Here is a 26,023-nt window from a genome sequence, read left to right on the forward strand (position 1 = left end):
TTGCCTCTGTCATTTGCCTAATGCTACCAATTCCACCATCTGCTGACGAAACTCCGGTGGGTAAGCAGGTTTGTAGTTTTGTGTCATATTTCTTCTCCTTTAAACAGAACATAATGTGTCCGTTCAAAGGGGGCAACTCCAATAAAATGTGCATGGCACCATGCTTCAATTAACTTATTTGGGGAAAAATTTACATTGAATAATAGAAATTGGCTGACCCAATTCCGCTGATGATCAGCGAGTGACGGAACCACCGCACAGCTATACAATGGTTCGCAATCATCTTTTGTACGGATTGCAACATTCCGATTTAAATTCAAGATATTTATTGACGAATTCCATTCAAATAAGCAAAGTATCGTTCAATGCGTTAAAATATTTTGATTTAAATCCGTTAATACTCGCTTAAGTTCTAAAACATATTAAATCGAGTACTTTATGATGCGTTCTATTATTATTGGACTGTCTGTTATATTTTTTTCCCTATCGGCGATTGTCACGTTTAAAGCGTTAAAACTTCCGGTTCACGCAATGGCTTATCAAGATTACCGGTCGGAAATAATACCTATTCCTGTACCACCTGTTCCTGCTCCTGCATCCATTCCTGAATCAACAACCGATGCCTTCAATTATTTAACTGAAGATCAGGATACCAACAGGGCGCTTGTTGAAGGTGTGGATAAAACAATTACCCAGTTTAAGAATCAACCGGCAACAACTGAAAGCGCTTTAAAAGACAATAAAACTATCGATACTAAATCTCAATCACGAACACTGACAATATTTGATGGCAAAACATTTCTTTCTGGACAAGATGTTTTCCAAGATGTTACTTACGCTACGATTGAAAATTTGGTCAAAGAAATATCATCATCTCCAGATAGCCGCGTCCTCATAGAAGGCCATACCGACAACATCCCAACCGGTAAACCAGGTACCGATAATATGGATTTATCATTACGCCGTGCAAAAGCCATTTCAAACATCCTGGTGTTGCATGGCATCCCGAAAAACCGGATATCAGCTACTGGTTATGGTGATACTCGCCCGATATCTTCCAACACGACCGAAGAAGGTAGAGCAAAAAATCGTAGAGTCGAAGTAAAACTAATGCCGCAAGAAGGAACAAATTAATGCACATGTACGCACAGCACTTTAACCTTAATTTACTTCCATTTGAGAATGTACCGGATCCACTATTTTTTTATGATCAGGGTGATCATGCTCGTATACGCAAACAGATCTCCGGATCTTTACAGAGCGGTCGAGGTTTAATCGTCGTAACCGGACCAATCGGCTCCGGCAAAACCACACTCAGTCAGATGATAAAATCTGATTTTCCCGAAGACATCCAGGTAATCTGGATGGCTGAGCCGCCTGCCAACAGTTCTGATCTGTATCTATTTCTTGCGCAGGAGCTTGGATTACAACCTACATCATCTGAAAAAACCTTTGTAATGCGGGATATCAGAAATGCGCTTTTAAAAATCAATTCTGAAGGAAAAAAATGCCTGGTCATTATGGATGAATCACATCTGATGTCAGATGATGTTATCAACGGCATTCGTTTACTGAACAATCTTGAAGAAGGATCCACTAAACTCATTCAGCTATTGCTTCTCGGTCAGGAAGAATTGATGGAAAAGATCAACAAACCGGAGATGGCACCCTTTAAACAGCGGATCGCTGCACTTGAAACGCTGGGAAAAATGAATGTTGATAGGGTACTGAAATATATCACACATCGCATCCAAGTAGCTGGCGGTGCTCCCAACCTGATTTCAGATACCGGATGGGAAGCGCTTTCGATCGCATTTAGTTCCGGCGGAACACCACGGACGATTAATTCTCTGTGTGACAGATCATTCAATGTGGCGTATGAAAGAGACAAGCCACTCGTCGACGCGCAAGATATCTATGAAGCGACACAGAGAATGGGATTGGTTACCGATGTGTTTCATTACATCATCTTACTCAACAACAGAGAAAGAAAAAAACAGGAATTGCAGCAAGCAACACAGGAAGTTGCCAATAGTGCCGTTCTGGAAACAGCGTCGCTACCGCCGATTGAGAAAGAAAAATCCGTGACATCTATTACAAAGAAAACAGAGCAAGAGAACAGAGTAGTAAATGATCAGACTCCTGAAATTTCTGGAACAGAAGTAGATGTTTCCGAGAAATCCTATGACGATATTGCCAAGACAATTAAAGCCAAATATGAACAAAAAAGTTTAATGGTACCATCTACATTGCTGGCATTATCAATGGTCGCATTCATGGTTAGTGTTTGGTTTTTTTGTCACCGCACGGACTCTGCAGGATTCCTCGGCTGTCTCATGGATTTGCTCAGTTAAATTAATTGCTATATTTTTAGGTTAATTTTGTAAAATACAAAACCTTCGCATCTGGAAATAATGATAACTGATTATAAGCTTTGAATTAACTGGTTATCACGTCAGCATAAGTTAGCGGGACAGCAATGATTCATGATAGTAATAATTTCAAGTAGAACTATACCGGTACGCATCCTAATGGAGTCAATACATCCATGTATACTGGAGAGATTATCTTCATTTTGTAATGGAAACCATTAGGCGATAGAAAAAGTAATCTGCAGAACTATGGAATAGCTAACGTACAATTGCATCTACAGCGCGCCTATAGAGCGGTGACAGCGCAAGTAAAACACCAAAACCAATTGGAAAAGCAATACTCCATGAATAAAGCCATTCTCTGATAAAAGCATCAGAAAATCCAAGATTGACCGCGGTAACTGTCGCGGAAACACAACCGGTCATAGTTGCCGACATCATTAAACAATAAATACAATGCGCTAATATTTTTTGTCTCATACGAGCCCTCAATTTTCCTGAACCACTCGACCAACTCTGACATTAGTAACTATCGTAAGCAAATTAAAGCAAAATAGCTTTGCAAAACTTCCACAGCCTGAGGACGCATCACTTCCCGTGTTACGCTAATTCCTCTTTGCTTCAACTCCTTTTCCCAGTGCAACGAACGGGGGCCTTCATTAAATCCGATTGCCTGTGCGTCCTCCAACCGTGCACCAAAAACAACCGAAGTCACACCCGCCCACAACAACACACCCAAACACTGACAGCAAGGTTCCACACCGTCACCAACTCAAACGAACCATGACTTACGAGTTTATAACTTCTCAGCGTTTGTTCCGCTAAAGCCAATGCCATCACTTCGGCATGCAACAATGAAGATTTGCCGGGAACAACCCAATTGACTCCCGGAGCGACAAGCTCACCGGTATGTTGATCAAAAACAGCCGCACCGAATGGCCCTCCTCCATTTTTAACGCTTATGCCAGCTAAATCAATAACCAGAGACATTCTCTGATCTATTTCTGGAAAGGGCTTAGAAATATCAATAACCCAAGTTTTAAACCATTCCGGGATTGGTAATGTAATATCTCTCCAGTATTTCATGATCTCACTCAATATGAATTTTGAAATTTTTTAAGAAACGAGCTACTTTTTTAACTGTGCAAATGTTTTTTTCCTTTTACTTTTATCTGATCCTGCATAAAACCAAATGCTATAGATAGAATTCCTAACTTGCGTTCGCTCATATACAAAGCATTATTTTGGTATCTGGGAGCAATAATTCATATTCAAATAATTGAATAATAGAACTTGAAATCGTGTAGGATAAGTCCTATGTCAGTGACAAAGCTCCTTTATCCTTAAAATAGTGAAAAAACACAACACCATGAAAGATAGTTATATTTTCAGCCCTCTTATTTTATTATTATGTGGATGCATCGCAACACCAGTAATAAATGATACTTCGCATCCTACACAATCTATGAACACTCAGAATATTGATAGAGCACCCAACGCAAGTGTCCATACCGCCAAACAAACAGAGGTTCTGGTTTCATCAACTAGTCAAAATAAAATAAATAACTCTACACAAGAACCTCTATGGCCTTCCGAAACGGGCATCGCAACCTACTATGCCCCAGCTATGGAAGGACGGAACACTGCAAGCGGCGAAGCCTATGACCCTGAGCAATTGACAGCAGCACATCGAACTCTTCCCATCGGTAGTAACGTTCGGGTGACTAACCTTAAAACCAAGCAACAGATCATAGTGCGTATCAATGATCGCTGGGGTGGTAGCGGAGATCGAATTATTAACTTATCAAAACAAGCCACAATTCAACTGGGTTTTGGTTCTGCAGGCACCATGCCTGTACAGCTTGATGTAGAATCAATTCCACCTAACAATGGCGCACTACCAAGCGTCAGAGCTCAAGCACTACCAGTTCGGCTTGAAGAGAGCGGTATCAGAAATCATTCGAGATTGAGTATCTGCCAAAATGAAGCAGATATCCTAGGGCTAACAGAAAATTTCTATCGCAATCATGTCACCGCCTGTTTGTCGCGAAGTGAATAAAGCTTGCTCAACCAAAATGGCGTGCAAGTGTCACTTCGATGCAAGCAATTGAATTCGCCTAACCATACCAAGCTAAACACCCATATATCAACACATTTTAAATCAGAATTCTTATCTAAAGGCAATGCTCAAGAAATGTATAAAAATCAATTAATCACGAAAAAAGGAAATTATGAATAGCCTACATAAATGGCGCTTTTTTCGCTCCGGTGGTTTTGATCAAGTCCGTTTAGAAGAGGGGATCGATCTAAAATCTCTCGGTGAACTTGACCCAAAGCTTTGGGCAGCCCTAAGTTGTCCAACTAACAACCTTGAGTTCGACAGTAAAACGCTTGAGTTCATTGATACCGATAAAGACGGACATATACGCGTACCAGAAATTATTGCTGCTGCTAACTGGGCAACGTCACTACTTAAGCAGCCAGGGGACCTTACCAAGGGATCGGATACTCTTCCGCTAAATTCTATTGACGATAGCACACCGGAAGGAGCCGCGTTATTGGCTTCAGCAAAACAAATTTTGCTGAATATCGGCAAGAAAAACGAGCTGACCATCTCAGTTGAGGATACTGCAGACCTGAATAAGATTTTTGCCGATACAAAATTTAATGGTGACGGCATCATCCCTTCGAGTACAGCCACTGACACTGATACCCAATTAGTCATTGAGGACATTATAACTTGTGTCGGAGCGGAAGAAGACCGATCCGGTTTACCCGGTGTCTCGGAAGAAAAAATCAATCAGTTCTTTTTGGAAGCCAGAGCTTATTCGGAATGGTGGCAGGAAGCGGAACGCGATGCAACCAATATTCTACTCTTAGGCGAAGAGACTGAAGCTGCCAAGTCAGCGTTTGATCGTGTAAAAATTAAAATTAATGATTACTTTACGCGTTGCCGACTTGCTGAATTCGATCAACGTGCAAGCGAACCGCTCAATCCTGCACTCACAGAATACGAAGCACTCGCCAGTAAAAATTTATCTACTGACTCCGAACAAATTGCCTCCCTGCCTATTGCAAAAATTGAAGCGAACAAACTACTTCCACTTACGGCAGGAATTAACCCTGCGTGGATTTTTGCAATCACCGAATTTAAGAATAAAGTGATCGGTCCTCTGCTAGGTGATAAAGAAAATCTCAATTACGAAGAGTGGCAACAATTGTGCAATCATTTCTCAGCGCATCAAGCATGGCTCGATGCTAAACGCGGAGCTACCGTTGAAACCTTAGGAATCAGGCGAATTCGATATATTCTGGCAAGTGGCTATCAAGAGAAAGTCTTGTCTATGATCCATGAAGACAAAGCACTCGCCGAGGCATCAGATGCTATTATTTCTGTAGAAAAACTGATTCGCTACCACCGCGATCTATTTCGTCTTTTGAATAACTTTGTATCATTCCGTGATTTTTATACTGCTCAAAACAAGGCTATTTTTCAAGCAGGATCTTTATATTTAGATGGTCGTAGTTGCGATTTCTGTTTACGGGTAACAGACGTTAACAAGCACAGCATCATGGCCAATTTAAGTGGCACTTACCTCGCTTATTGTGAGTGTCAGCGTGAAGGTAGTGACAATGAAAAGATGATTATAGCTGCGGCTTTTACGAATGGTGATGCCGATAATTTAATGGTAGGCCGTAATGGTATATTTTATGATCGCACAGGCCGGGATTGGAATGCAACCATCGTAAAAATCATCGAGCATCCCATCAGTGTACGCCAAGCCTTTTGGTATCCGTACAAGCGAATCGGCAAAATGATTGGTGAGCAGATCGAGAAAATGGCTAGCGCTCGCGAAAAGGCAGTACAGGATCAGGCGGCATCAGGTATCGCAAATACTACACAAACAAATGACACGGGCAAAACGCCTCCTGCTCCATTTGATGTGGGCAAGTTTGCAGGGATTTTTGCCGCCATCGGTCTGGCAATTGGCGCCATCGGCACCGCGATTGCATCCGTTGTTACCGGTTTTATCAGCTTAGTCTGGTGGCAAATGCCATTAGCTATCGTTGGATTGATCTTACTGATCTCTGGCCCGTCCGTTCTGCTGGCTTTTCTCAAACTACGTAAGCGTAACTTGGCACCCTTGTTAGATGGTAATGGCTGGGCAGTTAACACACGTGCAATTATTAATATTCCATTTGGAGCATCATTGACACAAATAGCCACCTTACCACCCGGTGCTCAACGTTCACTCACAGATCCTTATGCAGAAAAAAAAAGTCCATGGAAATCTTATTTACTCATTTTGTTACTGCTAGGCAGCATCGCTTATCTTTGGCATACCGGCCACCTGCACCAAGGCACAGTTGAAGAATTATGGAATCAATTTTCATCCAACAAAAAAGAACCAGCCACTGAAAGCGAAGTTAAACCTGAAGCAGAAGCGGCAGTTGCCGCTCCCCAACCGGATGTTGCCCCTAGTGACCAAAAACAGGCCACAAAAGATGGATCGCAGCCGACAACTAAATCTTCAGAGTTAGCACCCAATACACCGCTTCCAGCAGCACAAAATGTTCCAGCAGCTAAACCAGTTAATCGCTGAGTTTATTTATGCTGATTGGATTTATTTCAATAAATTAGCTCCGCGCGCCCTGCACCTATCCCCGTGGCAAGACCACGGGGAATCGCAAGTCCAAAATAAACTGTTAACTTTTTTGGCGGATGACGCAAGCTCATCCGCCCTGCTTCACTGTCAATGACAGCATTCCAGAAGAAATGTATCTTGAGTACAGAGTTCATCTTTATGTTGTTATACGCTCCGTTTCTTCCGCGATCTGACTGATCGAATCGTCAGTGGCAGCCTTGCTTCAGTTAAAGAACTGGCAGATTGAATTTTTACCTATTTGGCTGACCGCAATCAAAATCCCAAACGTTATGTCTGGAATGCCAAGGGCGAAATAATTTTGCGGAAAATTCAGCGTGCCCGTAACGTTATGATGAAATCTCAGCATTGTTTGCATGTATAAACATTTGAGAGACACTACATTAATATTTTTTGTCTCATACGAGCCCTCAATTTTCCTGAACCACTCGACCAACTCTGACATTAGTAACTATCGTAAGCGAATTAAAGCAAAAATATCTCAAATTATCTAGATCGGTTTGAAGCTTATAGCTGACTATTATAAATTTCTCCGGTATAGCTTTGCAAAACTTCTACAGCCTGAGGACGCATCACTTCCCGTGTTACGCTAATTCCTCTTTGCTTCAACTCCTGTTCCCAGTGCAACGAACGAGGACCTTCATTAAAACCGATCGCCTGTGCATCTTCCGAATGCGCACCACAAACAACCGAGACCACACCTGCCCACAGCAACACACCCAAACACTGGCAACACGGTTCCACACTGGTCACCAGCTCAAACGAGCCATGACTTGTGAGTTCGTAGCTACGCAGCGTTTGTTCCGCTAAAGCCAGCGCCATCACTTCGGCATGCAATAATGAGGATCTGCCGGGAACAACCCAGTTGATCCCCGGCGCAATGAGCTCGCCGGTATGCTGATTAAAAACGGCCGCGCCGAATGGCCCCCCTCCATTTTTTATGCTCATACGAGCTAAATCAATGACCAATGCCATTCTCTGATTCACATCGGGAAAAGCTTCCGGGATTCCGTTAGCCCAGGTATTGAGCCATTCTGGGATCGGTAGTTTGATGTCGGTCCAGTGATTCATTGTGCACGCAATAAGAAATTATCAGATCAGTCGCTAAGAAAACAATTATTTTGTGCCATATAATCCACGTAACACAAGTACCTTAATTTCATATTTCTTAACTATGGAGCTAATAACATCCATAAACCAGTCAGGACTATCTGGATGGATTAGTATTTTTTCTATAAGTCTATTAATATCAACTGGAAGCTTGTATCCATATGGTGTTTTCTTCGATGGATCACGTGAATAGGTATCTAAACTAATCCTTACTTTTTTTTTCAAAAGAAAAATGTGGCCTTTTTATAAAGAAACAATCTTCATATGGCAATACTCCACGAATTTCATTTGCTTGTTCATAAATAACACTTTTTAGCTTAAGTGAGTGCCAAGTTAAACAAGAAGAATCAATACTTTCTTTAATATTCTTAACTGTAGTTCGAATTGCAATTGCGTTGTTATCTCTGCCATAGATTTCCCACATCACCATATTCTCATCAAAATTCTTATGCCAACAACTTATAAATGAATTTTTAAGAAGGTAGTCTTGAAAATCATCCGCATTTTTTACAGGAGATTCATCATTATCATCAAACTCTTTATATGCTTGCTCAGTTATCTCCTTCATTTCATCTGGAAATCGACCTTCATGCTTATCTTTAAATGTATCTGCCCTAGCAAGCCACAAAACATTTGTCTCAGCCATAAATATGAGTTTAGATAAAGTCATATAACGCCAAAGCTTTTGGTCATCTTCAAGGGATTCGTCAACATCTAAATTAACAGGTGGCATAGATTATCTTGTAACTTCATGAATTAAGAATAATTTATTATGTATTATTAGCAATTTACTGGCAAAACAACAGAGATAACAATTAATAACTCGATCATTTAAAATTAAACTTGCAGTCGCATTTATCATAAACTCCGAAAACTGTCATCAGCTCATCAATATCTTGACAGCCCCTAGCCAGATCAAGTCTACTATCAGCCAGCGACTTTAGTTTATTTTTCCGTCCTGCTGTAGCTCGTTTTTATCCCCGGTTGTTGATCAGAAGGAATCATGGTTGTGTTTTCAGCGCTTAAAAACTTTAGTTTCGTAAGAACGCTCGGCTATTTGGCATTTTCTGCGAGTTGGTTGGGGTTTGCTTACTATTTTGGGCGATTGATTCCGGATAAGCAGTTGTGGTTTGCCTTATTGGTAACATTCCTGTTTGGATTACCCATTTACTTTGCTGCGATTTATGCGGTGACAATTGAAAGAATTTATCTTTCCAGCCAATTTAAAAAATTGGGCATTCTGCATTGGCTCTTTACCCGCCGGATTCTGGCGTATATTGGATGGTTGCTGTGGTCGATTGTTTTTGCATTTTTACTGTTATTTTATCTCGGCGCGGCAGAAAAACAGGAGTGGATAATCTTCTTTGCGGCTATTCCGGTATTTGCCGTCATTTATACTATTTTCCTCCCCATTGCTGTTCGTGAATATAAGCCTTATATCGCCGTACATAAATCCTTAGCCTGGTCGCGCTGGGTAACTGCGCTGTCGATGGCCGTGTTTTTTGTTGTGTTTGTGAACCATACCGATGCAAACCGTCAATATGCCTCATTGGTGGAAGCTGTCGCGATGGAAAGCCAGAGATTGGATGGGACAACCAACAGTATCTTGATTCTTGAAACCAACCGGTTGTTGGGTTTTATTGAAGGAATGAAGCGGTATGCACTAGATAGCTTGCATTCATTCAGTGATGTGCTTTATCTGGGATGTGTTTTTCTGGGTAGCTTGCTGTTTTTTTATAATGTGGCGCTCGGAATTTCCAGTTTTATGGTTCCATTATCCGAACACCGCCGCATATTCGCTCCCATAGAGGATACCGATCAGCCGCCTGCGGTTTCGCCCTGGGCTTGGGCGCTCACCTCGGCATTTGCTACTTTCTTTATATTCTTTGTTTACGTGCCTTCGACTGTTTACGTCGATGCCTGGCTGCGTTCCAATCCGGAGACGATCAAAGAAATACAGGCATCAAAACAAACCGTGATTCAAACAGTGGAAATGATCGGTGATGATTACTACAAGCCCGGAACAGCCGCGCAAATTGAGCAGGCTTATCTCGACAGCCTCAGCAAGCTGGAAGCATCGCTGGGCAAATTGCGCGAAACCACCGGTACCGGATTTCAGCAAATGATCGACAATGTAGATGATTATCTGGATTGGTATTACAGCCTGCCGGGGGAGTATGAACGGATTGTGGCATTAGCCACCGGAGTTCTGGAAAACTGGATGGCCGAGAAGCTGCAAAATTATCTGATGCAAGGCAATGTATTTGGCCCGGTACAACAATCCATTGAAGAGGTGCTACAGAATAATCAGCAATTACGCGCAGAGCATTTACAAAAAGTTGAGCAGATTCTGGCGGAGAATCGTGTTGAGCCTGCTGATAATTCACAACTGGAGATTGTCAGACATGCTTCACTGAGTGCGCTCAAAGAACCGCCCACACACAGTGTCATCATCAATCTTGAAAATCGCATGCTGATCTCAGGCAGCATTGGTACCGCGGGTGCCATCACCGGTGCAATCGCCGGCAAGATCACTGCCAAGGTGGCCGGAAAGGGGATCATCAAGCTCGGCGCCCAAGCCTTAATTAAGGTGACTGCCGGCAAAGCTATCAGTGCTTTAGGCGGGGCTGCGGCTGGTGCCGCTACAGGGGCGGCGCTGGGCTCATTCATTCCCGGCATTGGCACGGCCATCGGCGCAGCCATCGGTGGTATTATTGGCGGCATCACCATTGGATTGACCGTTGAAAAGCTGCTTCTGATGCTCGAGGAGGCATTTTCACGCGATGAGTTTAAACGCCAGATTCTGAATGCCATTGAAGAAGAGCGCGTTGAGTTCGAGAAATTTTTAAACACACCTGCTGTATCTGATCGCGCTCCCAGTACCGATATTGAAGCTGATACGCATAAAAGTATCCGCTAATCTTTATAAAGCGAACCAAACAAACCGGCCAATACTCCTATAAGGCAAAAATACTGGAATTCGAATGGAACATAATATTGAACTGATTACTACGATTGCAGCCGGCTTTGGTCTGGCTTTAATCTTTGGCTTTATTGCGGAACGGCTTAAAACACCTGCCTTGGTAGGCTATCTGCTCGCTGGGATTGCTATTGGCCCCGCTACACCCGGGTTTGTCGCAGATATTGGCATTGCTTCTCAATTATCAGAAATCGGTATCATGTTATTGATGTTTGGTGTTGGATTGCATTTTTCACTCAATGATCTGCTTGCAGTAAAACGTATCGCTTTGCCTGGCGCAATTGTTCAAATGGCCGTTGCGACCATTTTAGGCATGGTTCTGGCTGACTCCTGGGGCTGGAGTTTAGGTGCGGGTTTAGTACTGGGTTTGTCATTATCTTGTGCCAGCACGGTTGTTCTGCTTAAAGCGCTTGAATCACGTAGTCTTCTGGAAACCATGAACGGCCAGATTGCCGTTGGCTGGCTGATTGTTGAAGACCTTGTCACCGTATTGATTCTTGTGCTTTTACCTTCGTTTGCCACCATGCTGGGAGGATCCAACGGAACTGAGAGTGCAACCAGTTCTCTATGGCTCACCGTCGGACATACGTTGTTACTGGTTTCAGCTTTTATTGCGTTGATGCTGGTAGTCGGTCATCGTGTATTGCCTTGGTTATTGTGGCAAGTTGCGCGCACAGGATCGCGTGAATTATTTACTCTTTCTGTCGTTGCTTTTGCGATCTGCATTGCTTATGGTGCTGCAGCGCTATTTAACGTGTCGTTTGCACTCGGTGCTTTCTTCGCTGGCATGGTCATGCGCGAATCCGAGTTCAGTCATCGTGCTGCCGAGGAGTCACTGCCATTGCGCGATGCTTTTGCAGTGTTGTTTTTTGTTTCTGTCGGCATGCTGTTTGATCCCACCATTCTAATCAATGAACCTATGCATGTCTTAGCTGTTGTAGCCATCATTATTGTTGGCAAATCTATGGCGGCCATGCTGCTGGTTCTAATGCTTCGCTATCCACTTAATACCGCACTGACAGTGGCGGCAAGTTTAGGACAGATTGGAGAGTTTTCTTTTATCCTGGCAGGATTGGGGCTATCGCTTGGATTGATGTCTAGCGAAGGAATGAGTCTGGTGCTTGCTGGCGCCTTAATTTCGATTGCTTTTAATCCTATTGCCTTTGCTGCGGTCGTACCGATTCGAAACTGGATATTGAAATACTCTGCAGTAGCACGCAAATATGAAAATCGCGATGATCCATTCGCTGAGCTACCCATGAGCACAGAACGTAAATTTCTTCAGGGACAGGTTGTTATCGTGGGTTACGGCCACGTCGGCCAGCGCATTGCAAATGCTCTGAATGAAAAGGATATCCCTTATATCATCGCAGAGCAAAATCGTGAACTGGTTCAGGATCTTCGCAAACAAGGCAAAAATGCTGTATCAGGTGATGCCACGGAACCTTCAGTACTGATACAAGCGCATATTACGGATGCCGCCATGCTGGTCGTCGCGACATCCGATCCATTGAATGTTCGCCAGATGATTGATACCGCACGCACATTAAATCCAACAATTGAAATTGTATTGCGTACTCGCAGTGAGGATGAAACAAAATTATTACGCAAAGACAAGATAGGTACTGTATTCTTTGGCGAGGAAGAGCTCGCCAAGAGCATGACCCATCACATACTGGATCGCTTCAATGCAAAATCTGAATCTATCCATAGAGAAAGCTAATCTGGCTTACAAGCTTAAAACCACCTACAGTAATATGCAAATTTTCAAGAGATTAACGCAATGACAGAACAATTTTATGTGGGTATCGATCAGGATCAGAATGCAGGATTAACGCACTTGGGCCGCATCGTACGCGACGCTTGGGTGTTTGGTATTCTGCCCGAAACAGAGACTTGCGTAGGCTGGAGCGGCGCACAAATGCAATCGCTGTATGAAAAAGTTCACAGTGCCTGGGAGCCTTATGCGCATTTACCCAGCCGTCTGCCGGATGAATTACGCGCCCGGCATAACCGGTTATACGAACAAGCTATTACGAGCGCCAAGGAAAAGGGTTGGGATGCCGAATTAAAGGATGATGATTAATCTTTTGCTGGAAAATGGATAATACGGGCCGGGCCATCCAGCTTTGTTTTGTTGACCAGGGCTTGCAAGGCATCCGGAAACTCCCTTTGCAACCGTGACATGATTGCTGACAGGTTCGCACGGTAATAAACGGCTTCGTAAGCAACCGGCTGAGTCAGTGCATCGCGGGCTTGCGGTTTAAAATTACGCCACGCGATATCAATCCAGCATTTACGCTCTCCATCGATAAACACAAACTCTTCCTGGTCAATGATCGCCATATACTGCATGCTGCGAATGGGAACAAATAAATGCTTAGTAGGACAGCGCGCTAACAAGGTGATTGCCAGATTATAAGTACTCGCCGGCAAGTGACGCGCTTCCCGGTTGATTTCAAGATCTCGATAGCAGGTAATTTCCATAATTGATCTGGTAGCACATTCTAAAATTCCACTGTGATCACCATTCTGCTTACTTCCAACAAATCAGCACAAAGGATATCAATACTTGTGTTACCTTAGCGCCGTTGCCTCAGGAACTCAAGAGGGCAAGAAACAATTACTGTGTTTTTTTGAAAAAACCAGAACCCAGTTTCATAATACGATATCTCAAAGAAATAAGAACAATGTCACTCTACAAACTTTTTAATCATTTTATCTCACGTTTGGGTCCTGGATTATTGTATGCAGGGGCCGCTGTCGGCGTATCCCATTTGGTTCAATCCACACAAGCGGGCGGGATGTTCGGATTTGAGCTGATAATTGCTATCATTATCATCCATGTGGTTAAGTATCCTTTCTTTGAATTTGGACCGCGCTACACCGCTGCGACGGGGCAAAACATATTACACGGCTATATGAAACTCGGGAAATGGGCCGTGTGGTTATACCTGCTCATGACGATAGCCACCATGTTTATCGTTCAAGCGGCTATTACTGTAGTTACTTCCGGTTTGATAACGCATATTTTTGGACTGGAAGGACTTGGCGGACATGATCCCCAGATAGTTGCATTTATCATCAGCAGTGTATTACTCCTATTTTCCTTCACATTACTGGTGAGCGGTCACTATGTATTGTTAGATAAATTGATGAAAGTCATCATCCTGGTACTCACGATAACTTCTGTTGCTGCCGTGATCATGTTGTTATTCGATAATCCAGGACATCATAAATCGGCAACTGTTTTTTTCTCTTTTTCCGATACCGCACATTTAATATTTTTAGCAACATTTCTTGGTTGGATGCCTGCGCCGCTGGATCTTTCCGTGTGGCATTCCATCTGGTCAAAAAGCAAGAATGAAAGCGACGGCAAGATAACCAGCATGAAAGAAACCTTATTCGATTTCAGAGTCGGCTATATCGGAACCGCCTTCCTGGCGATATGCTTCTTATTACTAGGTGCACTCGTAATGTATGGCAGTGATGAAACATTTGCACCTGGAGGCGCTGCATTTGCAGGCCAGTTGATGAATATGTATGAACAAGCCCTGGGACCATGGGCTTATCCTGTTGTTGCCATTGCCGCACTGGCCACCATGTTTAGTACCACACTGACCGTACTAGATGCTTTTCCACGCACTATTAGTGCTTCGCTTGAATTGTTGTTCCCACAACAAATTAAGCATCGCAATAATGAGAGAACTTATTTAATCTGGTTATTCATTATCATCACCGGCACATTATTAATACTGTTCTTTTATATGACCTCCATGCGGGAAATGGTGAAAATTGCCACCGTGATTGCTTTTGTAGCGGCGCCCATTCTGGCAATACTGAACATGCAGGCGATGTTTAATAAAAGCATACCTGACGAGCATCGTCCTGGAAAACTCATGTTGCTCTGGTGTTGGCTGGGAGTGGCTGCTTTGTTGGGATGTTCGATCAGTTATTTACTACTTTAATCTGCATCTTTTAATCGATCCCGATGCGCCCCACTCGACTTGAGAAACCTGCAGCCACACGCAATAATTTGAAAACGATTGCCGCCCTGCTGCCCTATTTATGGGAATTTAAAGTCAGGGTTGTCCTGGCACTCAGTTTATTGGTATTGGCTAAACTCGCCAACGTTTCGGTACCCTTGATTCTGAAGGAAATTGTCGATGCCTTAGATCAACCGCGTGCCATGCTGGCACTACCGGTTCTTTTATTAGTTGGCTATGGCGTCTTACGCCTATGTAGCACATTATTCGGGGAACTGCGTGACGCAATCTTCGCCAAAGTAACACAACGCGCGATTCGCCGGGTTGCGAACAAAGTATTCATGCATTTGCACACCCTGTCTTTGCGTTTTCACTTGGAACGTCAAACCGGTGGCGTTTCTCGCGATATTGAGCGGGGTACACGCGGCATTTCATTTCTGTTGAATTTTATGCTGTTCAATATCCTGCCTACCTTGCTTGAAATCAGTCTGGTGCTCGCTATTTTAATCAGCAAGTACGACATCAGGTTTTCCATTATTATCTTCTTGACCCTATTGGCCTATATTTCACTGACGCTGATCGTTACCGAATGGCGCATGATTTTTCGCCGCACCATGAACAATATGGATTCAAAAGCCAATACCCAGGCAATAGACAGCTTGCTAAATTACGAGACGGTAAAATATTTTGGCAACGAAACCTGGGAAGCGCGTCGTTACGATGAGCATTTGCAATCATGGGAAAAGGCCGCCGTCCGCAACCAAACTTCACTGGCAACGTTGAATGCCGGGCAAAGCGTTATCATTGCTGTGGGCGTCACGCTTTTAATGTTGCTGGCTGCCGATAAAGTCGTCGAGGGCAGCATGACCATAGGCGATCTGGTGCTAATCAATGCTTTTATGTTGCAACTTTACATGCCATTGCATTTTCTGGGCTTTGTTTATCGTGAAATCAAGCATTCTCTGGCTGATATGGAGCGCATGTTCACGCTATTAGATGAGAATAAGGAAATCCAGGATAAACCGGATGCCCAAATGCTCAGTGCACAGAATCCAGCTATCCGATTTAGCCAGGTTAATTTCAGTTATGAATCCAATCGGCAGATACTGTTTGACGTCAGCTTTGATATTCCAGCCGGGCAAAACATTGCGGTGGTAGGCCATAGCGGTTCTGGTAAATCTACGCTCGCACGCTTGCTATTCCGTTTCTATGATGTGCAATCGGGCTGCATCCTCATCAATAATCAGGATATCCGGGATGTCACCCAGCAAAGTCTGCGGGCATCTATGGGTATCGTTCCACAAGACACCGTGCTATTTAACGACAGTATTTTTTACAACATCGCTTATGGGCAACCAGATGCGACACAAGCAGACATCTACGCGGCAGCCCGATCAGCACATATCCATGATTTTATTGAAAGCCTACCGGAAAAATATGCAACGATCGTCGGTGAGCGCGGTTTGAAATTGTCCGGTGGTGAGAAACAACGTGTGGCAATTGCTCGTACCATTCTGAAAAATCCTGGAATCTTGATTTTTGATGAGGCCACATCGGCATTGGATTCAAAATCCGAAAAACGCATACAAGCGGAATTAAAACGTATCGCCCAAAACCGCACCACATTAACCATTGCCCATCGGCTATCCACCATCGCCGATGCCGATCAAATTCTAGTGATGGATCATGGCCGCATCATCGAGCGTGGCTCCCACACGCAACTACTGGCAGCCAACGGCACTTATGCGCATATGTGGGAGTTACAACAACAAGAAGAAATTAAGCAACATCAGCAAGTTCCCCTCCCCTAACCACCGGGAATAACTACCCCAAAGAACGAATTGCTTTTAACTGTCAGATTTTCTGATCTGGCATCCTGTGCAATTGCTTCTAAAGCATTCTTTACAACGCTTAGGCTCCTTGGCTCAGGCGCCATTTATTAATTGTGCCTACAAGGAAAGTAGCAGCAATACTAGAAATCCAGAAAATACAGGGAAAACTAGCCTTATCTCCAGAAATGAATTTTCTAGCCATATGCTAACTTCCCACTTCAGAATCTGCCGTCGATAGATTGCATAATCACATTCTAAGGAGTTACCGTAATGCTAGTTTCTGTTGGTTATCTCATCATTATTATTTCTGTATTTGGCGGTTTTGCATTAGCGGGCGGTCATCTCGCTTCATTGTGGCAGCCCGTTGAGGTGCTTATGATTGGTGGTGGTGCTCTAGGGGCTTTAGTGGTTGGCAATTCGAATAAAGCCATTAAAGCTACTCTAAAAGCACTACCTACTGTTTTCAAAGGCTCCAAATACACCAAAGCGCTTTATATGGATTTAATGACATTGCTCTATGAAATACTCGGAAAAATCCGTAAAGAAGGATTAATGTCCATTGAAGGCGACGTGGACGACCCAGCCAACAGCCCTATTTTTACGAAATACCCCGATATTTTGGCTGATCACCATATCACAGAATTTATCACGGACTATTTGAGATTAATGGTCGGCGGCAATCTCAATTCTCTGGAAATTGAGAGTTTAATGGATAGCGAGCTGGAGACACATCACCAAGAGGGTGAAGTACCCATACATGTAGTCGCTAAACTGGGCGACGGATTACCTGCTTTTGGCATTGTGGCTGCCGTGATGGGGGTGGTACACACCATGGAATCGGTTCATCTTCCACCAGCAGAATTGGGAATTTTGATTGCTGCGGCTTTGGTGGGCACATTCCTTGGAATTTTACTGGCTTACGGATTTGTCAGCCCGCTCGCCGGCAAACTTGAACATGGTTTGCATGAATCCAGTAAGCTATTTGAGTGTATAAAAATCACATTGCTGGCCAATTTAAATGGCTATTCCCCGGTTCTTGCAATTGAATTTGGCCGAAAAGTCTTGTTCACAACCGAGAGACCGTCTTTCCTTGAATTGGAAGAACATGTCAAACAGAGCAAAACAAAGTAGTTTTTCCAAAAAGATCTCCCATTTGAATTGCGAGAATAGTTATGGCCGATGATCTTTCGCAGCGCCCGATTGTCATCAAGCGGATTAAGAAGGTAGCGGGTGGCCATCACGGTGGTGCCTGGAAAATTGCTTATGCTGACTTTGTCACCGCTATGATGGCATTCTTTTTATTAATGTGGTTATTGGGATCATCAACCAAGAGTCAGTTGGAAGGCATTTCTGAGCATTTTAAAACACCGTTAAAAGTTGCGCTGATGGGTGGATCATCTGTGGGTGAAAGCAGCAGTTTAATTAAAGGAGGTGGAACCGATTTGACACGTCAGCAAGGTCAAGTACAGAAAAGTACTGCTGAAGAAGATAAAAAGGCCAAAAAAATCATCAAGGAGCGCGCCGAATTGATCAAGCTGGAAGGGCTAAAAAAGAAAATAGAAGATGCGGTTGAAGCCAATCCATCATTAAAGAAATTTGCAAACCAGCTTTTACTGGATATCACATCGGATGGCTTAAGAATCCAAATTGTTGATGAACAGAATCGTCCTATGTTTGCATCGGGAAAAGCCGAATTGCAGCCATATACTAAAACCATCCTGCGCGAAATTGGTAAAATGCTCAACGATGTCGAAAACAAAATCAGCCTCTCCGGGCATACGGATGGAAAACCATTTCCAACCGGAGACAAGGGCTATAGCAATTGGGAGCTATCGGCTGATCGTGCGAATGCTTCACGGCGAGAGCTGATTGTTGGTGGCATGGATACAAGCAAAGTTCTACAAGTCATCGGTTTGTCTTCTGCCGTGTTATTTGATAAGGATGCCCCGCTCAACCCAATTAATCGCCGGATCAGTATCGTGGTTATGAATGAGAGAGCTGAGAAATCCATCACGATGGATAAGCACACACTCGATATTGATATGCAGGATGAGCCCAATAAAGAATTATTACAGAACCCAGAAAATAGCTCCTTATAACACTACCAATCCTAAATGTTAAAACACCTCCATCCAGTCGTTATCGCGCTGCTTATTCAAATATTCACCCTAGTATCGATTGGTTTTTTTATAGTAGCGCAATCAGCAATTGCATTGAGCCTGTTTGAATGGAGTCTAGTGCAGGGATTATTGGCTGGACTGATTAGTTATTCCATGCGAATGCCGGTATGGTGGATTCCGATTCACCTGGCATTTATTCCGTTGGCTATCGCCACACTGGCGCTAAATATTTCTTCCACTTGGTTTCTGGTATTTTTTCTCTGCTTATTGCTGGTTTATGGAAAAACTTATAAGACCCAAGTACCGCTTTATCTTTCAAGTAAAAGGGTAAATCATGCGCTTGAAGCATTATTACCTGAGCAAGGGCAATTTTCTTTTGTTGATCTAGGGAGCGGCTGCGGCGGCTTAGTGAAGAATCTGGCAAACACCCACAGAAATGGCATATTCCACGGCATTGAATCGGCACCTTTGCCATTCTTAATCAGTAAACTAAGAAGTCTATTTTGCGCCTCAACCTGTAAAGTATTTTGGGGGGATTTCTGGGAATACGATTTCTCAAAATATGATGTTGTCTATGCCTATCTGTCGCCGGTTCCTATGGAATCGCTTTGGCACAAAGCGGTTAAGGAAATGCGTCCGGGCAGTCTACTCATCAGCAATACCTTCATGATCCCTGGCATCACACCTTATAAAAGTATCCCATTAGATGATTTTTCAAAATCCACACTATATCTATGGAAAATATAGATCGACTGAACCAAGTATATTTATGTGCGACGCCAGGCAGTGCCTTGGGGATTATCCTCAAGAATGATGCCTTGTTCCAGAAGATTTTTTCGAATCGCATCAGCATCGGAATACCGGCCTTCTTTGCGTGCGCTTATCCGTTGTTGAATCAAAAGTTCAATCGTATCTTGCGTTAAAGAATCCAATTCACTAGTAACAACTTTATTTTGCAAATATTCTTGCGGATTTTGTTGTAACAAACCCAATAAATTACCCAATCCTTTTAGTAGCCCCGCATTCTCTTTTGAACCTGTTTTATTGATATCACTGGCAAGCTCAAACAATACCGCAATTGCTTCCGGTGTATTAAAGTCATCATCCATTGCAGCTTTAAACCTCTGCGCATTGAGATTACTCCAATTGATCGTTAGCATATCAACCGGCTTCACTTCCTTGAGAGCAATATACAGACGATCCAGTGCAAGTTTTGTATCTTTCAGATGCTGATCAGAGTAGTTTAATGGACTGCGGTAATGCGCACGCAAAATAAAGAAACGCACCACCTCAGGTTGATAATGTTTCAGTATCTCTCGAACCGTAAAAAAGTTACCTAAGGACTTTGACATCTTTTCATTATCAACGCGCACAAATCCATTATGCATCCAGTAATTAACAAAGGGATGATCATGCGCACCTTCACTTTGGGCAATTTCATTCTCATGGTGTGGAAATTGCAGATCCTGTCCCCCGCCATGAATATCAAAATGCACACCCAATAGTTGTTCACTCATTGCCGAGCACTCAATGTGCCAGCCCGGACGCCCCTTTCCCCAAGGAGATTCCCAAGACGGCTCTCCCGGCTTTGCAGATTTCCACAGCACAAAGTCCAACGGGTCCTTTTTATTCGAATCAATTTCTACGCGTTCGCCGGCACGAAGATCATTCAGAGATTTACCGGAAAGTTTTCCGTAACTTGGAAAGTTGTGCACAGCATAATAAACATCACCATTACTTGCCTGATAGGCAAGATTCTTTTCAATCAAGGTGCCGATCATACCAATCATGTTCTCGACGTATCCAGTTGCACGCGGCTCGTGGGTCGGTGATGAAACACCCAGCGCTGAAGAATCCTCATTCATAGCCTGAATAAAACGCTGCGTCAGCGTTTCGATTGATTCATCGTTTTCTTGCGCACGTTTGATAATTTTGTCATCAATATCAGTAACATTCCGCACATAACTGACCTCAAAATCTTTCGCCTTAAACCACCGCACAACCGTATCAAAAACCACCAGAACCCTTGCATGCCCCAGGTGACAGTAATCATAGACAGTCATACCGCAAACATATATTTTTATCTTTCCAGGCATGATGGGAACAAAATCTTGTTTTTCCCGGGCAATTGAGTTATAAATTTTAAGCATAAGGCCAACAGATAAAATTGTAGAGCTGACTATCTTCTTGATAGAATTCGGATGTTCTTGATGACTGAATCAAAAACAAATAATCAATGAGTATAGCATATTGTAAATATGAAACTCTTACCCTCGTTTATAACTAATAGGATACCTATGCGACTCCGCCAGATTTTGATTTTTCTGTTTTTAATCTCGGTACATATCAGTGTTAATGCCGCAGACATACGGGTTGAAATGAAAACGAACTTAGGGAATATCGTACTTGAGCTTTATCCGGACAAAGCACCCGAAACAGTGGAGAATTTCCTGAAATATATTGAAGACGATTTTTATAAAAATACGCTGTTTCACCGTGTGATATCGGGTTTTATGATTCAAGGTGGCGGATTCGATACTGCTTTCAAGCAGAAACCAACCAGGCCACCGATTCAAAATGAAGCGGCGAATGGTTTAAAGAATGAGATTGGAACAATAGCAATGGCGCGCACATCAGATCCGCACTCTGCTTCCGCGCAATTTTTTATCAATGTCGCGAATAACGGGTTCCTCAATTATAAAGCACCCAGCCAAAGCGGTTATGGATACACTGTATTTGGTAAAGTAATCACGGGAATGGAAGTTGTGAATAAAATCGCATCCGCACCAACTGGATCAGGCGGCCCTTTTCCAGGAGATGTGCCCAAAAATAGCGTAATTATCGAAGAAATTATTAAATTGCCCGTTCCTGAGAAACAGAACCCTCAATAACAGGAATCACAAACCAACAAAGGATTGATATGGTCAGATTACAAACTAATTTTGGTGTTATAACACTTGAGCTGGATAGTGAGAAAGCGCCTGAAACTGTACAGAACTTTTTAAATTATGCCACCAGCGGATTTTATGACAACACATTATTTCATCGCGTCATTGATGATTTTATGATTCAGGGTGGTGGATTTGAGCCCGGAATGAAACAAAAAACCACGCAAGCACCCATTCAAAACGAGGCTGCTAATGGGCTCAAAAATGATACCTATACCATAGCAATGGCACGTACTGCTGACGTGCATTCTGCAACCGCGCAATTTTTTATCAATGTTGCCAATAATGGATTTCTAAATTACAAATCCCCTTCATCACAAGGCTATGGTTACTGTGTATTTGGGAGAGTGGTTGAGGGACAAGATGTTGTTGATAAAATAAAGAAGGTTAAGACTGGAGATTCTGCTGGTCACCAGAATGTCCCGATCGAAGATGTCATTATCCAGAAAGCTGAAGTAATTTAGTCACTGGCAATAATCAACAAGCATTTTGGTTAAATTAAACATGGCACATACAGTCAAGGCTCTTTACGATAGCCCTCGTGCCAGATCATCCTGAAGATCTTGTACCGCTTCCAATCCCACTGCGATACGTAGCAATCCATCGGATATGCCAGCAGCATCCCGTGCTTCTTGACTAATACGAGCATGGGTTGTTGTTGCAGGATGTGTCAATGTGCTCTTGGCATCCCCTAGATTAGCAGTGATCGATATCAGCCGCGTTGAATCTATGATACGCCAAGCCGCTTCTTTACCACCTTTCACCTCAAATGTGACAATACCGCCACCTGACTTCTGTTGATATTTTGCCAACTCATATTGCGGATGAGACACTAAGCCGGGATAAAATACACGTGTCACATTTGGTTTAGATTCAAGCCACTGGGCTATTTTCAAGGCATTCCTGGCATGCGCCTCCACACGTATTTTGAGTGTTTCCAGACCTTTCAATATTACCCAAGCATTGAATGCACTAAGTGTTGGTCCGGCTGTGCGCAGGAAACCATATATACCGCCATCCATTAGTAATTCCTGGTTACCTAACACAGCCCCCCCCAATACCCTACCTTGCCCATCCAAATACTTGGTTGCAGAATGTATAACAATATCTGCACCCAATTCGAGCGGTTTCTGCAGGATGGGGGTACAAAAACAATTATCAACAACTAGCCAAATACCAGCCTTTCTGGCAACTTTTGATAATTCAGCGATATCTGAAATCTCTGTTAATGGATTGGACGGCGTTTCCAGAAAAAATAGCTTGGTGTTAGGCCGTATTGCAGTTTCCCATGAATTAACATCCGTAGCCGATACAAACGTGGTATCGATATTAAACCGCTTCAATATGTTATTGAATAAATTGACAGTGGCTCCAAATAAGCTGCGCGAAGCGACAATATGATCACCGGCAGAGAGTAATCCCATTACACATGCAAGTATTGCTGACATACCTGAAGAAGTTGCAATACATGCTTCTGCACCTTCCAGCACCGCAAGCCTCTCTTCGAATGCGGTTACAGTGGGATTGGTAAACCGGGCATAAATATTTCCCGGCTCACTCCCGGAAAAGCGTGCAGCTGCCTGTGCGGCACTATCAAAGACAAAACTTGATGTTAAATACATTGCCTCGGAATGTTCGTTAAACTGACTACGATGAATTCCGGTATGAAGTGCAAGTGTCTCTGGTTGTAAATGATCAGACATGTATATAAAACCTCAAGCAAAAACGTAAAAATGTAAACAATTTTGAAAAATTATAGTATTTACTACTATTGACCTGATTGTTGTACGCATAGAAAAACGTAATTCATCCAATTTAAACAGAAATTATTAATCAGAAAAAACCAAACTTAAATCAAGTTGTGAATTGGATCTGGTTTGCAAAAAAGATTGACTGGAATTTCGTTGTAACTCAATGGTGCGTAAATATTCTGCTGTTATATCGCCTGTGATATAGTTTCCATCAAAGCATGAAGTCTCAAAATTTCTTACGGTGGGAGATATTTTCGAGATAGCCCGGCTAAGTGCTTCCAGATCCTGATAGATCAGGTAATCGGCACCAATTTCACGGCAAATTTCCTCTGTATCGCGATCGGTTGCAATTAATTCTTGGCGCGTTGGCATATCTATACCGTACACATTGGGATATCTCACTGGGGGGGCTGCAGACGCAAAATAAATTTTATGTGCGCCAGCCTCACGCGCCATCTGCACAATCTCACGACTTGTCGTGCCGCGTACAATCGAATCATCAACCAGCAAAACATTTTTGCCACGGAATTCTATACCGATTGCATTGAGTTTCTGACGCACTGATTTACGTCGTTGTTGTTGGCCTGGCATGATAAAGGTACGACCAACATAACGATTCTTAACAAAACCTTCACGAAAATTAACCCCCAATTGATTGGCGAGTTGCAAGGCACTCGGTCGGCTTGAGTCAGGTATCGGAATTACCACATCAATATCCAGATGATGCATTGATTTTCTGATCTTTTCAGCGAGATGCTCGCCCATATTCAATCGTGTTTCATAGACCGAAATACCATCGATCACGGAATCAGGCCGAGCTAGGTATACATATTCAAAAATACAAGGATTTAGCGAATAATTGGTTGCACATTGTTTATTGTAAAAATTTCCAGCTTCATCAATGAAAATAGCTTCTCCTGGTGCCACATCGCGTATCAGTTTAAAGCCCAATGTATCGAGAGCAACACTTTCTGATGCAATCAGGTACTCGTGCCCATTTTCACTTTCAACCGTACCAAAAACTAGCGGACGTATGCCATAGGGATCGCGGAAAGCTAACAACCCGTATCCGGCAATCATGGCTATAACAGCATAGGCACCTTTGCAACGTTTATGTACGCCCGATACAGCAGTAAAGATTGTGGCAGGATCAAGCTGGCAATTACGCGTGCTTTCTTGTAGTTCATGTGCGAGAACATTCAGCAGAACTTCAGTATCTGAGTTGGTGTTGACATGCCTTAAGTCTGCCCTAAACAACTCCTGGCTAAGTTCCTCCGCATTCGTCAAATTTCCATTATGGCTCAGTACAATACCAAAAGGTGAATTCACATAAAAAGGTTGTGCCTCAGCTGAGGAATTGGCAGACCCGGCTGTGGGATAGCGCACATGACCAATACCGATATTACCTGCTAACGCTCGCATATCCCGGGTACGAAACACATCACGCACCAATCCAAGGCCTTTGTGCATATGAAAAGTATTGCCTCGTGCAGTTACGATACCACTTGCATCTTGACCACGATGCTGCAGCATTAATAAACCATCATAAAGCAATTGATTAGCTGGCGATTTTGCAACAATGCCGAGAATTCCACACATAGAAATACTCCGTAAGATTTGCTCTAATCAGCTTAAAGATGTGGATTGAAAATATTTAACAAATGGAATCATAACTATACAATGAGAGCGTAGTGAAGCATATTAAGAATTTTGTTTTCTTTCGTAGCTGATGCGCTTTGACAGATCACTAGGCAACCAAGGTAAAATTTGTATTGCTATCGCTTCCAGTGGACGGCTTAATACAGCTTGCTGCCAGAATACTTGATTAGGAACCGTTGTTAATCCAGCGATCAGAACCAGTAACATTACAATAACAAGTGCTCTGATAAAGCCGAATACAGAACCAAGTAATCGATCTATAAACCCTAATCCAATACCTTTAATTAAAACAGACAACATCATGGTCGCCAGGGCTGTAATAAGCAATACAGAAAGAAATGCTAAAACAAATGCAATAGAAATACGGAGTGTTTCACCAGTTAATTCCGTAGGTAGAAATTGTTCAAAAAATGATGCATACGCACTAGCTACTATAAAAGCAACAATCCAGCCAGCAACAGACAATGCTTCGCGAACAAATCCTCGAATTATACTTAGAACTATCGATACAAGAAAAATACCGGATACAACATAATCAAAAACAGTCATTGGCTAGAATTGATACAGTTCTTGTGATTAAGCATTTTAAATTAAAGTTACT

General features: G+C 43.0%; 23 protein-coding genes and 1 pseudogene. 15 read left to right on the forward strand and 9 right to left on the reverse strand.

Going from position 1 to position 26,023, the window contains the following annotated elements:
- Positions 1-438 precede the first annotated feature (438 nt).
- Together K2P83_RS07270 and K2P83_RS07275 are read left to right on the forward strand one after the other, a co-directional pair.
- The gene (locus tag K2P83_RS07270; RefSeq protein WP_292927774.1) at positions 439-1,134 is read left to right on the forward strand and encodes an OmpA family protein; all 696 of its coding nucleotides are present in this window, start codon (positions 439-441) and stop codon (positions 1,132-1,134) included.
- Positions 1,134-2,354, forward strand: coding sequence for an AAA family ATPase (locus tag K2P83_RS07275; RefSeq protein WP_292927775.1), 1,221 nt, complete (start codon positions 1,134-1,136; stop codon positions 2,352-2,354). The genes K2P83_RS07270 and K2P83_RS07275 overlap by 1 nt, the downstream gene beginning before the upstream one ends.
- 276 nt (positions 2,355-2,630) lie before the next feature.
- Here the strand turns inward: K2P83_RS07275 and K2P83_RS07280 are convergent, their stop codons facing one another.
- Both K2P83_RS07280 and K2P83_RS07285 read right to left on the reverse strand, forming a co-directional pair.
- Complete coding sequence (locus K2P83_RS07280; RefSeq protein WP_292927776.1) at positions 2,631-2,852, reverse strand: DUF2798 domain-containing protein; 222 nt, start codon at positions 2,850-2,852, stop codon at positions 2,631-2,633.
- A 231-nt stretch (positions 2,853-3,083) separates the two neighbouring features.
- On the reverse strand, positions 3,084-3,458 hold the full coding sequence (locus tag K2P83_RS07285; protein WP_292927777.1) for a hypothetical protein: 375 nt from the start codon (positions 3,456-3,458) through the stop codon (positions 3,084-3,086).
- A gap of 283 nt (positions 3,459-3,741) precedes the next feature.
- Here K2P83_RS07285 and K2P83_RS07290 point away from each other — a divergent pair, with 283 nt between their 5' ends.
- From K2P83_RS07290 to K2P83_RS07300, 3 genes and pseudogenes are all read left to right on the forward strand, one after another.
- Complete coding sequence (locus tag K2P83_RS07290; protein WP_292927778.1) at positions 3,742-4,431, forward strand: septal ring lytic transglycosylase RlpA family protein; 690 nt, start codon at positions 3,742-3,744, stop codon at positions 4,429-4,431.
- Positions 4,432-4,603: 172 nt separating this feature from the next.
- Complete coding sequence (locus K2P83_RS07295) at positions 4,604-6,976, forward strand: hypothetical protein (protein WP_292927779.1); 2,373 nt, start codon at positions 4,604-4,606, stop codon at positions 6,974-6,976.
- A 217-nt stretch (positions 6,977-7,193) separates the two neighbouring features.
- Positions 7,194-7,400: pseudogene (locus K2P83_RS07300) on the forward strand (IS630 family transposase); the annotation flags it as partial.
- Between the two features lie 143 nt (positions 7,401-7,543).
- Here the strand turns inward: K2P83_RS07300 and K2P83_RS07305 are convergent.
- Both K2P83_RS07305 and K2P83_RS07310 read right to left on the reverse strand, forming a co-directional pair.
- Entirely contained in the window at positions 7,544-8,107 is a 564-nt protein-coding gene (locus K2P83_RS07305; protein WP_292927780.1) for a nucleoside deaminase, read from the reverse strand.
- A 241-nt stretch (positions 8,108-8,348) separates the two neighbouring features.
- Positions 8,349-8,879, reverse strand: a complete 531-nt coding sequence (locus K2P83_RS07310; protein ID WP_292927781.1) for a hypothetical protein — start codon at positions 8,877-8,879, stop codon at positions 8,349-8,351.
- A 270-nt stretch (positions 8,880-9,149) separates the two neighbouring features.
- Here K2P83_RS07310 and K2P83_RS07315 point away from each other — a divergent pair, with 270 nt between their 5' ends.
- From K2P83_RS07315 to K2P83_RS07325, 3 genes are all read left to right on the forward strand, one after another.
- Positions 9,150-11,066 (forward strand): hypothetical protein, encoded by a 1,917-nt coding sequence (locus K2P83_RS07315; protein WP_292927782.1) that lies wholly within the window; start codon positions 9,150-9,152, stop codon positions 11,064-11,066.
- A gap of 64 nt (positions 11,067-11,130) precedes the next feature.
- Positions 11,131-12,849, forward strand: coding sequence for a YbaL family putative K(+) efflux transporter (ybaL, locus tag K2P83_RS07320; protein ID WP_292927783.1), 1,719 nt, complete (start codon positions 11,131-11,133; stop codon positions 12,847-12,849).
- Between the two features lie 60 nt (positions 12,850-12,909).
- The gene (locus tag K2P83_RS07325; RefSeq protein ID WP_292927784.1) at positions 12,910-13,212 is read left to right on the forward strand and encodes a hypothetical protein; all 303 of its coding nucleotides are present in this window, start codon (positions 12,910-12,912) and stop codon (positions 13,210-13,212) included.
- Here K2P83_RS07325 and K2P83_RS07330 read toward each other — a convergent pair.
- Positions 13,209-13,613, reverse strand: coding sequence for a hypothetical protein (locus K2P83_RS07330; protein ID WP_292927785.1), 405 nt, complete (start codon positions 13,611-13,613; stop codon positions 13,209-13,211). The two genes, K2P83_RS07325 and K2P83_RS07330, sit on opposite strands and share 4 nt — an antisense overlap.
- Before the next feature lie 203 nt (positions 13,614-13,816).
- Between K2P83_RS07330 and K2P83_RS07335 the strand changes: the two genes are divergently transcribed.
- The 5 genes from K2P83_RS07335 (at position 13,817) to K2P83_RS07355 (ending at position 19,811) form a co-directional block, all read left to right on the forward strand.
- A complete protein-coding gene (locus tag K2P83_RS07335; RefSeq protein WP_292927786.1) occupies positions 13,817-15,094 on the forward strand; it encodes a divalent metal cation transporter in 1,278 nt (425 codons plus the stop codon).
- A gap of 23 nt (positions 15,095-15,117) precedes the next feature.
- Entirely contained in the window at positions 15,118-16,923 is a 1,806-nt protein-coding gene (locus tag K2P83_RS07340) for an ABC transporter ATP-binding protein/permease (RefSeq protein ID WP_292927787.1), read from the forward strand.
- Between the two features lie 291 nt (positions 16,924-17,214).
- Positions 17,215-18,075 carry a flagellar motor stator protein MotA gene (motA, locus tag K2P83_RS07345; RefSeq protein ID WP_292927788.1) on the forward strand — a complete coding sequence of 287 codons (861 nt, stop codon included), beginning with the start codon at positions 17,215-17,217 and terminating at the stop codon, positions 18,073-18,075.
- A 41-nt stretch (positions 18,076-18,116) separates the two neighbouring features.
- On the forward strand, positions 18,117-19,043 hold the full coding sequence (gene motB / locus K2P83_RS07350) for a flagellar motor protein MotB (protein ID WP_292927789.1): 927 nt from the start codon (positions 18,117-18,119) through the stop codon (positions 19,041-19,043).
- Positions 19,044-19,058: 15 nt separating this feature from the next.
- Positions 19,059-19,811, forward strand: a complete 753-nt coding sequence (locus K2P83_RS07355; RefSeq protein WP_292927790.1) for a class I SAM-dependent methyltransferase — start codon at positions 19,059-19,061, stop codon at positions 19,809-19,811.
- A 20-nt stretch (positions 19,812-19,831) separates the two neighbouring features.
- Here the strand turns inward: K2P83_RS07355 and cysS are convergent, their stop codons facing one another.
- The gene (gene cysS, locus K2P83_RS07360) at positions 19,832-21,214 is read right to left on the reverse strand and encodes a cysteine--tRNA ligase (protein ID WP_292927791.1); all 1,383 of its coding nucleotides are present in this window, start codon (positions 21,212-21,214) and stop codon (positions 19,832-19,834) included.
- Between the two features lie 147 nt (positions 21,215-21,361).
- Here cysS and K2P83_RS07365 point away from each other — a divergent pair, with 147 nt between their 5' ends.
- Together K2P83_RS07365 and K2P83_RS07370 are read left to right on the forward strand one after the other, a co-directional pair.
- Positions 21,362-21,955, forward strand: coding sequence for a peptidylprolyl isomerase (locus K2P83_RS07365; protein WP_292927792.1), 594 nt, complete (start codon positions 21,362-21,364; stop codon positions 21,953-21,955).
- A 29-nt stretch (positions 21,956-21,984) separates the two neighbouring features.
- Positions 21,985-22,476: a peptidylprolyl isomerase gene (locus K2P83_RS07370; RefSeq protein ID WP_292927793.1), complete on the forward strand. Its 492-nt coding sequence runs from the start codon at positions 21,985-21,987 to the stop codon at positions 22,474-22,476.
- A gap of 63 nt (positions 22,477-22,539) precedes the next feature.
- On the opposite strand, the gene K2P83_RS07375 is transcribed toward K2P83_RS07370, so the two are convergent.
- The 3 genes from K2P83_RS07375 to K2P83_RS07385 all read right to left on the reverse strand — a co-directional run bounded on the left by K2P83_RS07375 (position 22,540) and on the right by K2P83_RS07385 (position 25,971).
- Positions 22,540-23,715: an O-succinylhomoserine sulfhydrylase gene (locus K2P83_RS07375; protein ID WP_292927794.1), complete on the reverse strand. Its 1,176-nt coding sequence runs from the start codon at positions 23,713-23,715 to the stop codon at positions 22,540-22,542.
- Positions 23,716-23,841: 126 nt separating this feature from the next.
- The gene (gene purF / locus K2P83_RS07380; protein WP_292927795.1) at positions 23,842-25,362 is read right to left on the reverse strand and encodes an amidophosphoribosyltransferase; all 1,521 of its coding nucleotides are present in this window, start codon (positions 25,360-25,362) and stop codon (positions 23,842-23,844) included.
- 102 nt (positions 25,363-25,464) lie between these two features.
- Positions 25,465-25,971, reverse strand: coding sequence for a CvpA family protein (locus K2P83_RS07385; RefSeq protein WP_292927796.1), 507 nt, complete (start codon positions 25,969-25,971; stop codon positions 25,465-25,467).
- Positions 25,972-26,023: the final 52 nt, after the last annotated feature.

Origin of the sequence: Nitrosomonas sp. (assembly GCF_019752415.1) — a bacterium.
Taxonomy (GTDB): domain Bacteria; phylum Pseudomonadota; class Gammaproteobacteria; order Burkholderiales; family Nitrosomonadaceae; genus Nitrosomonas.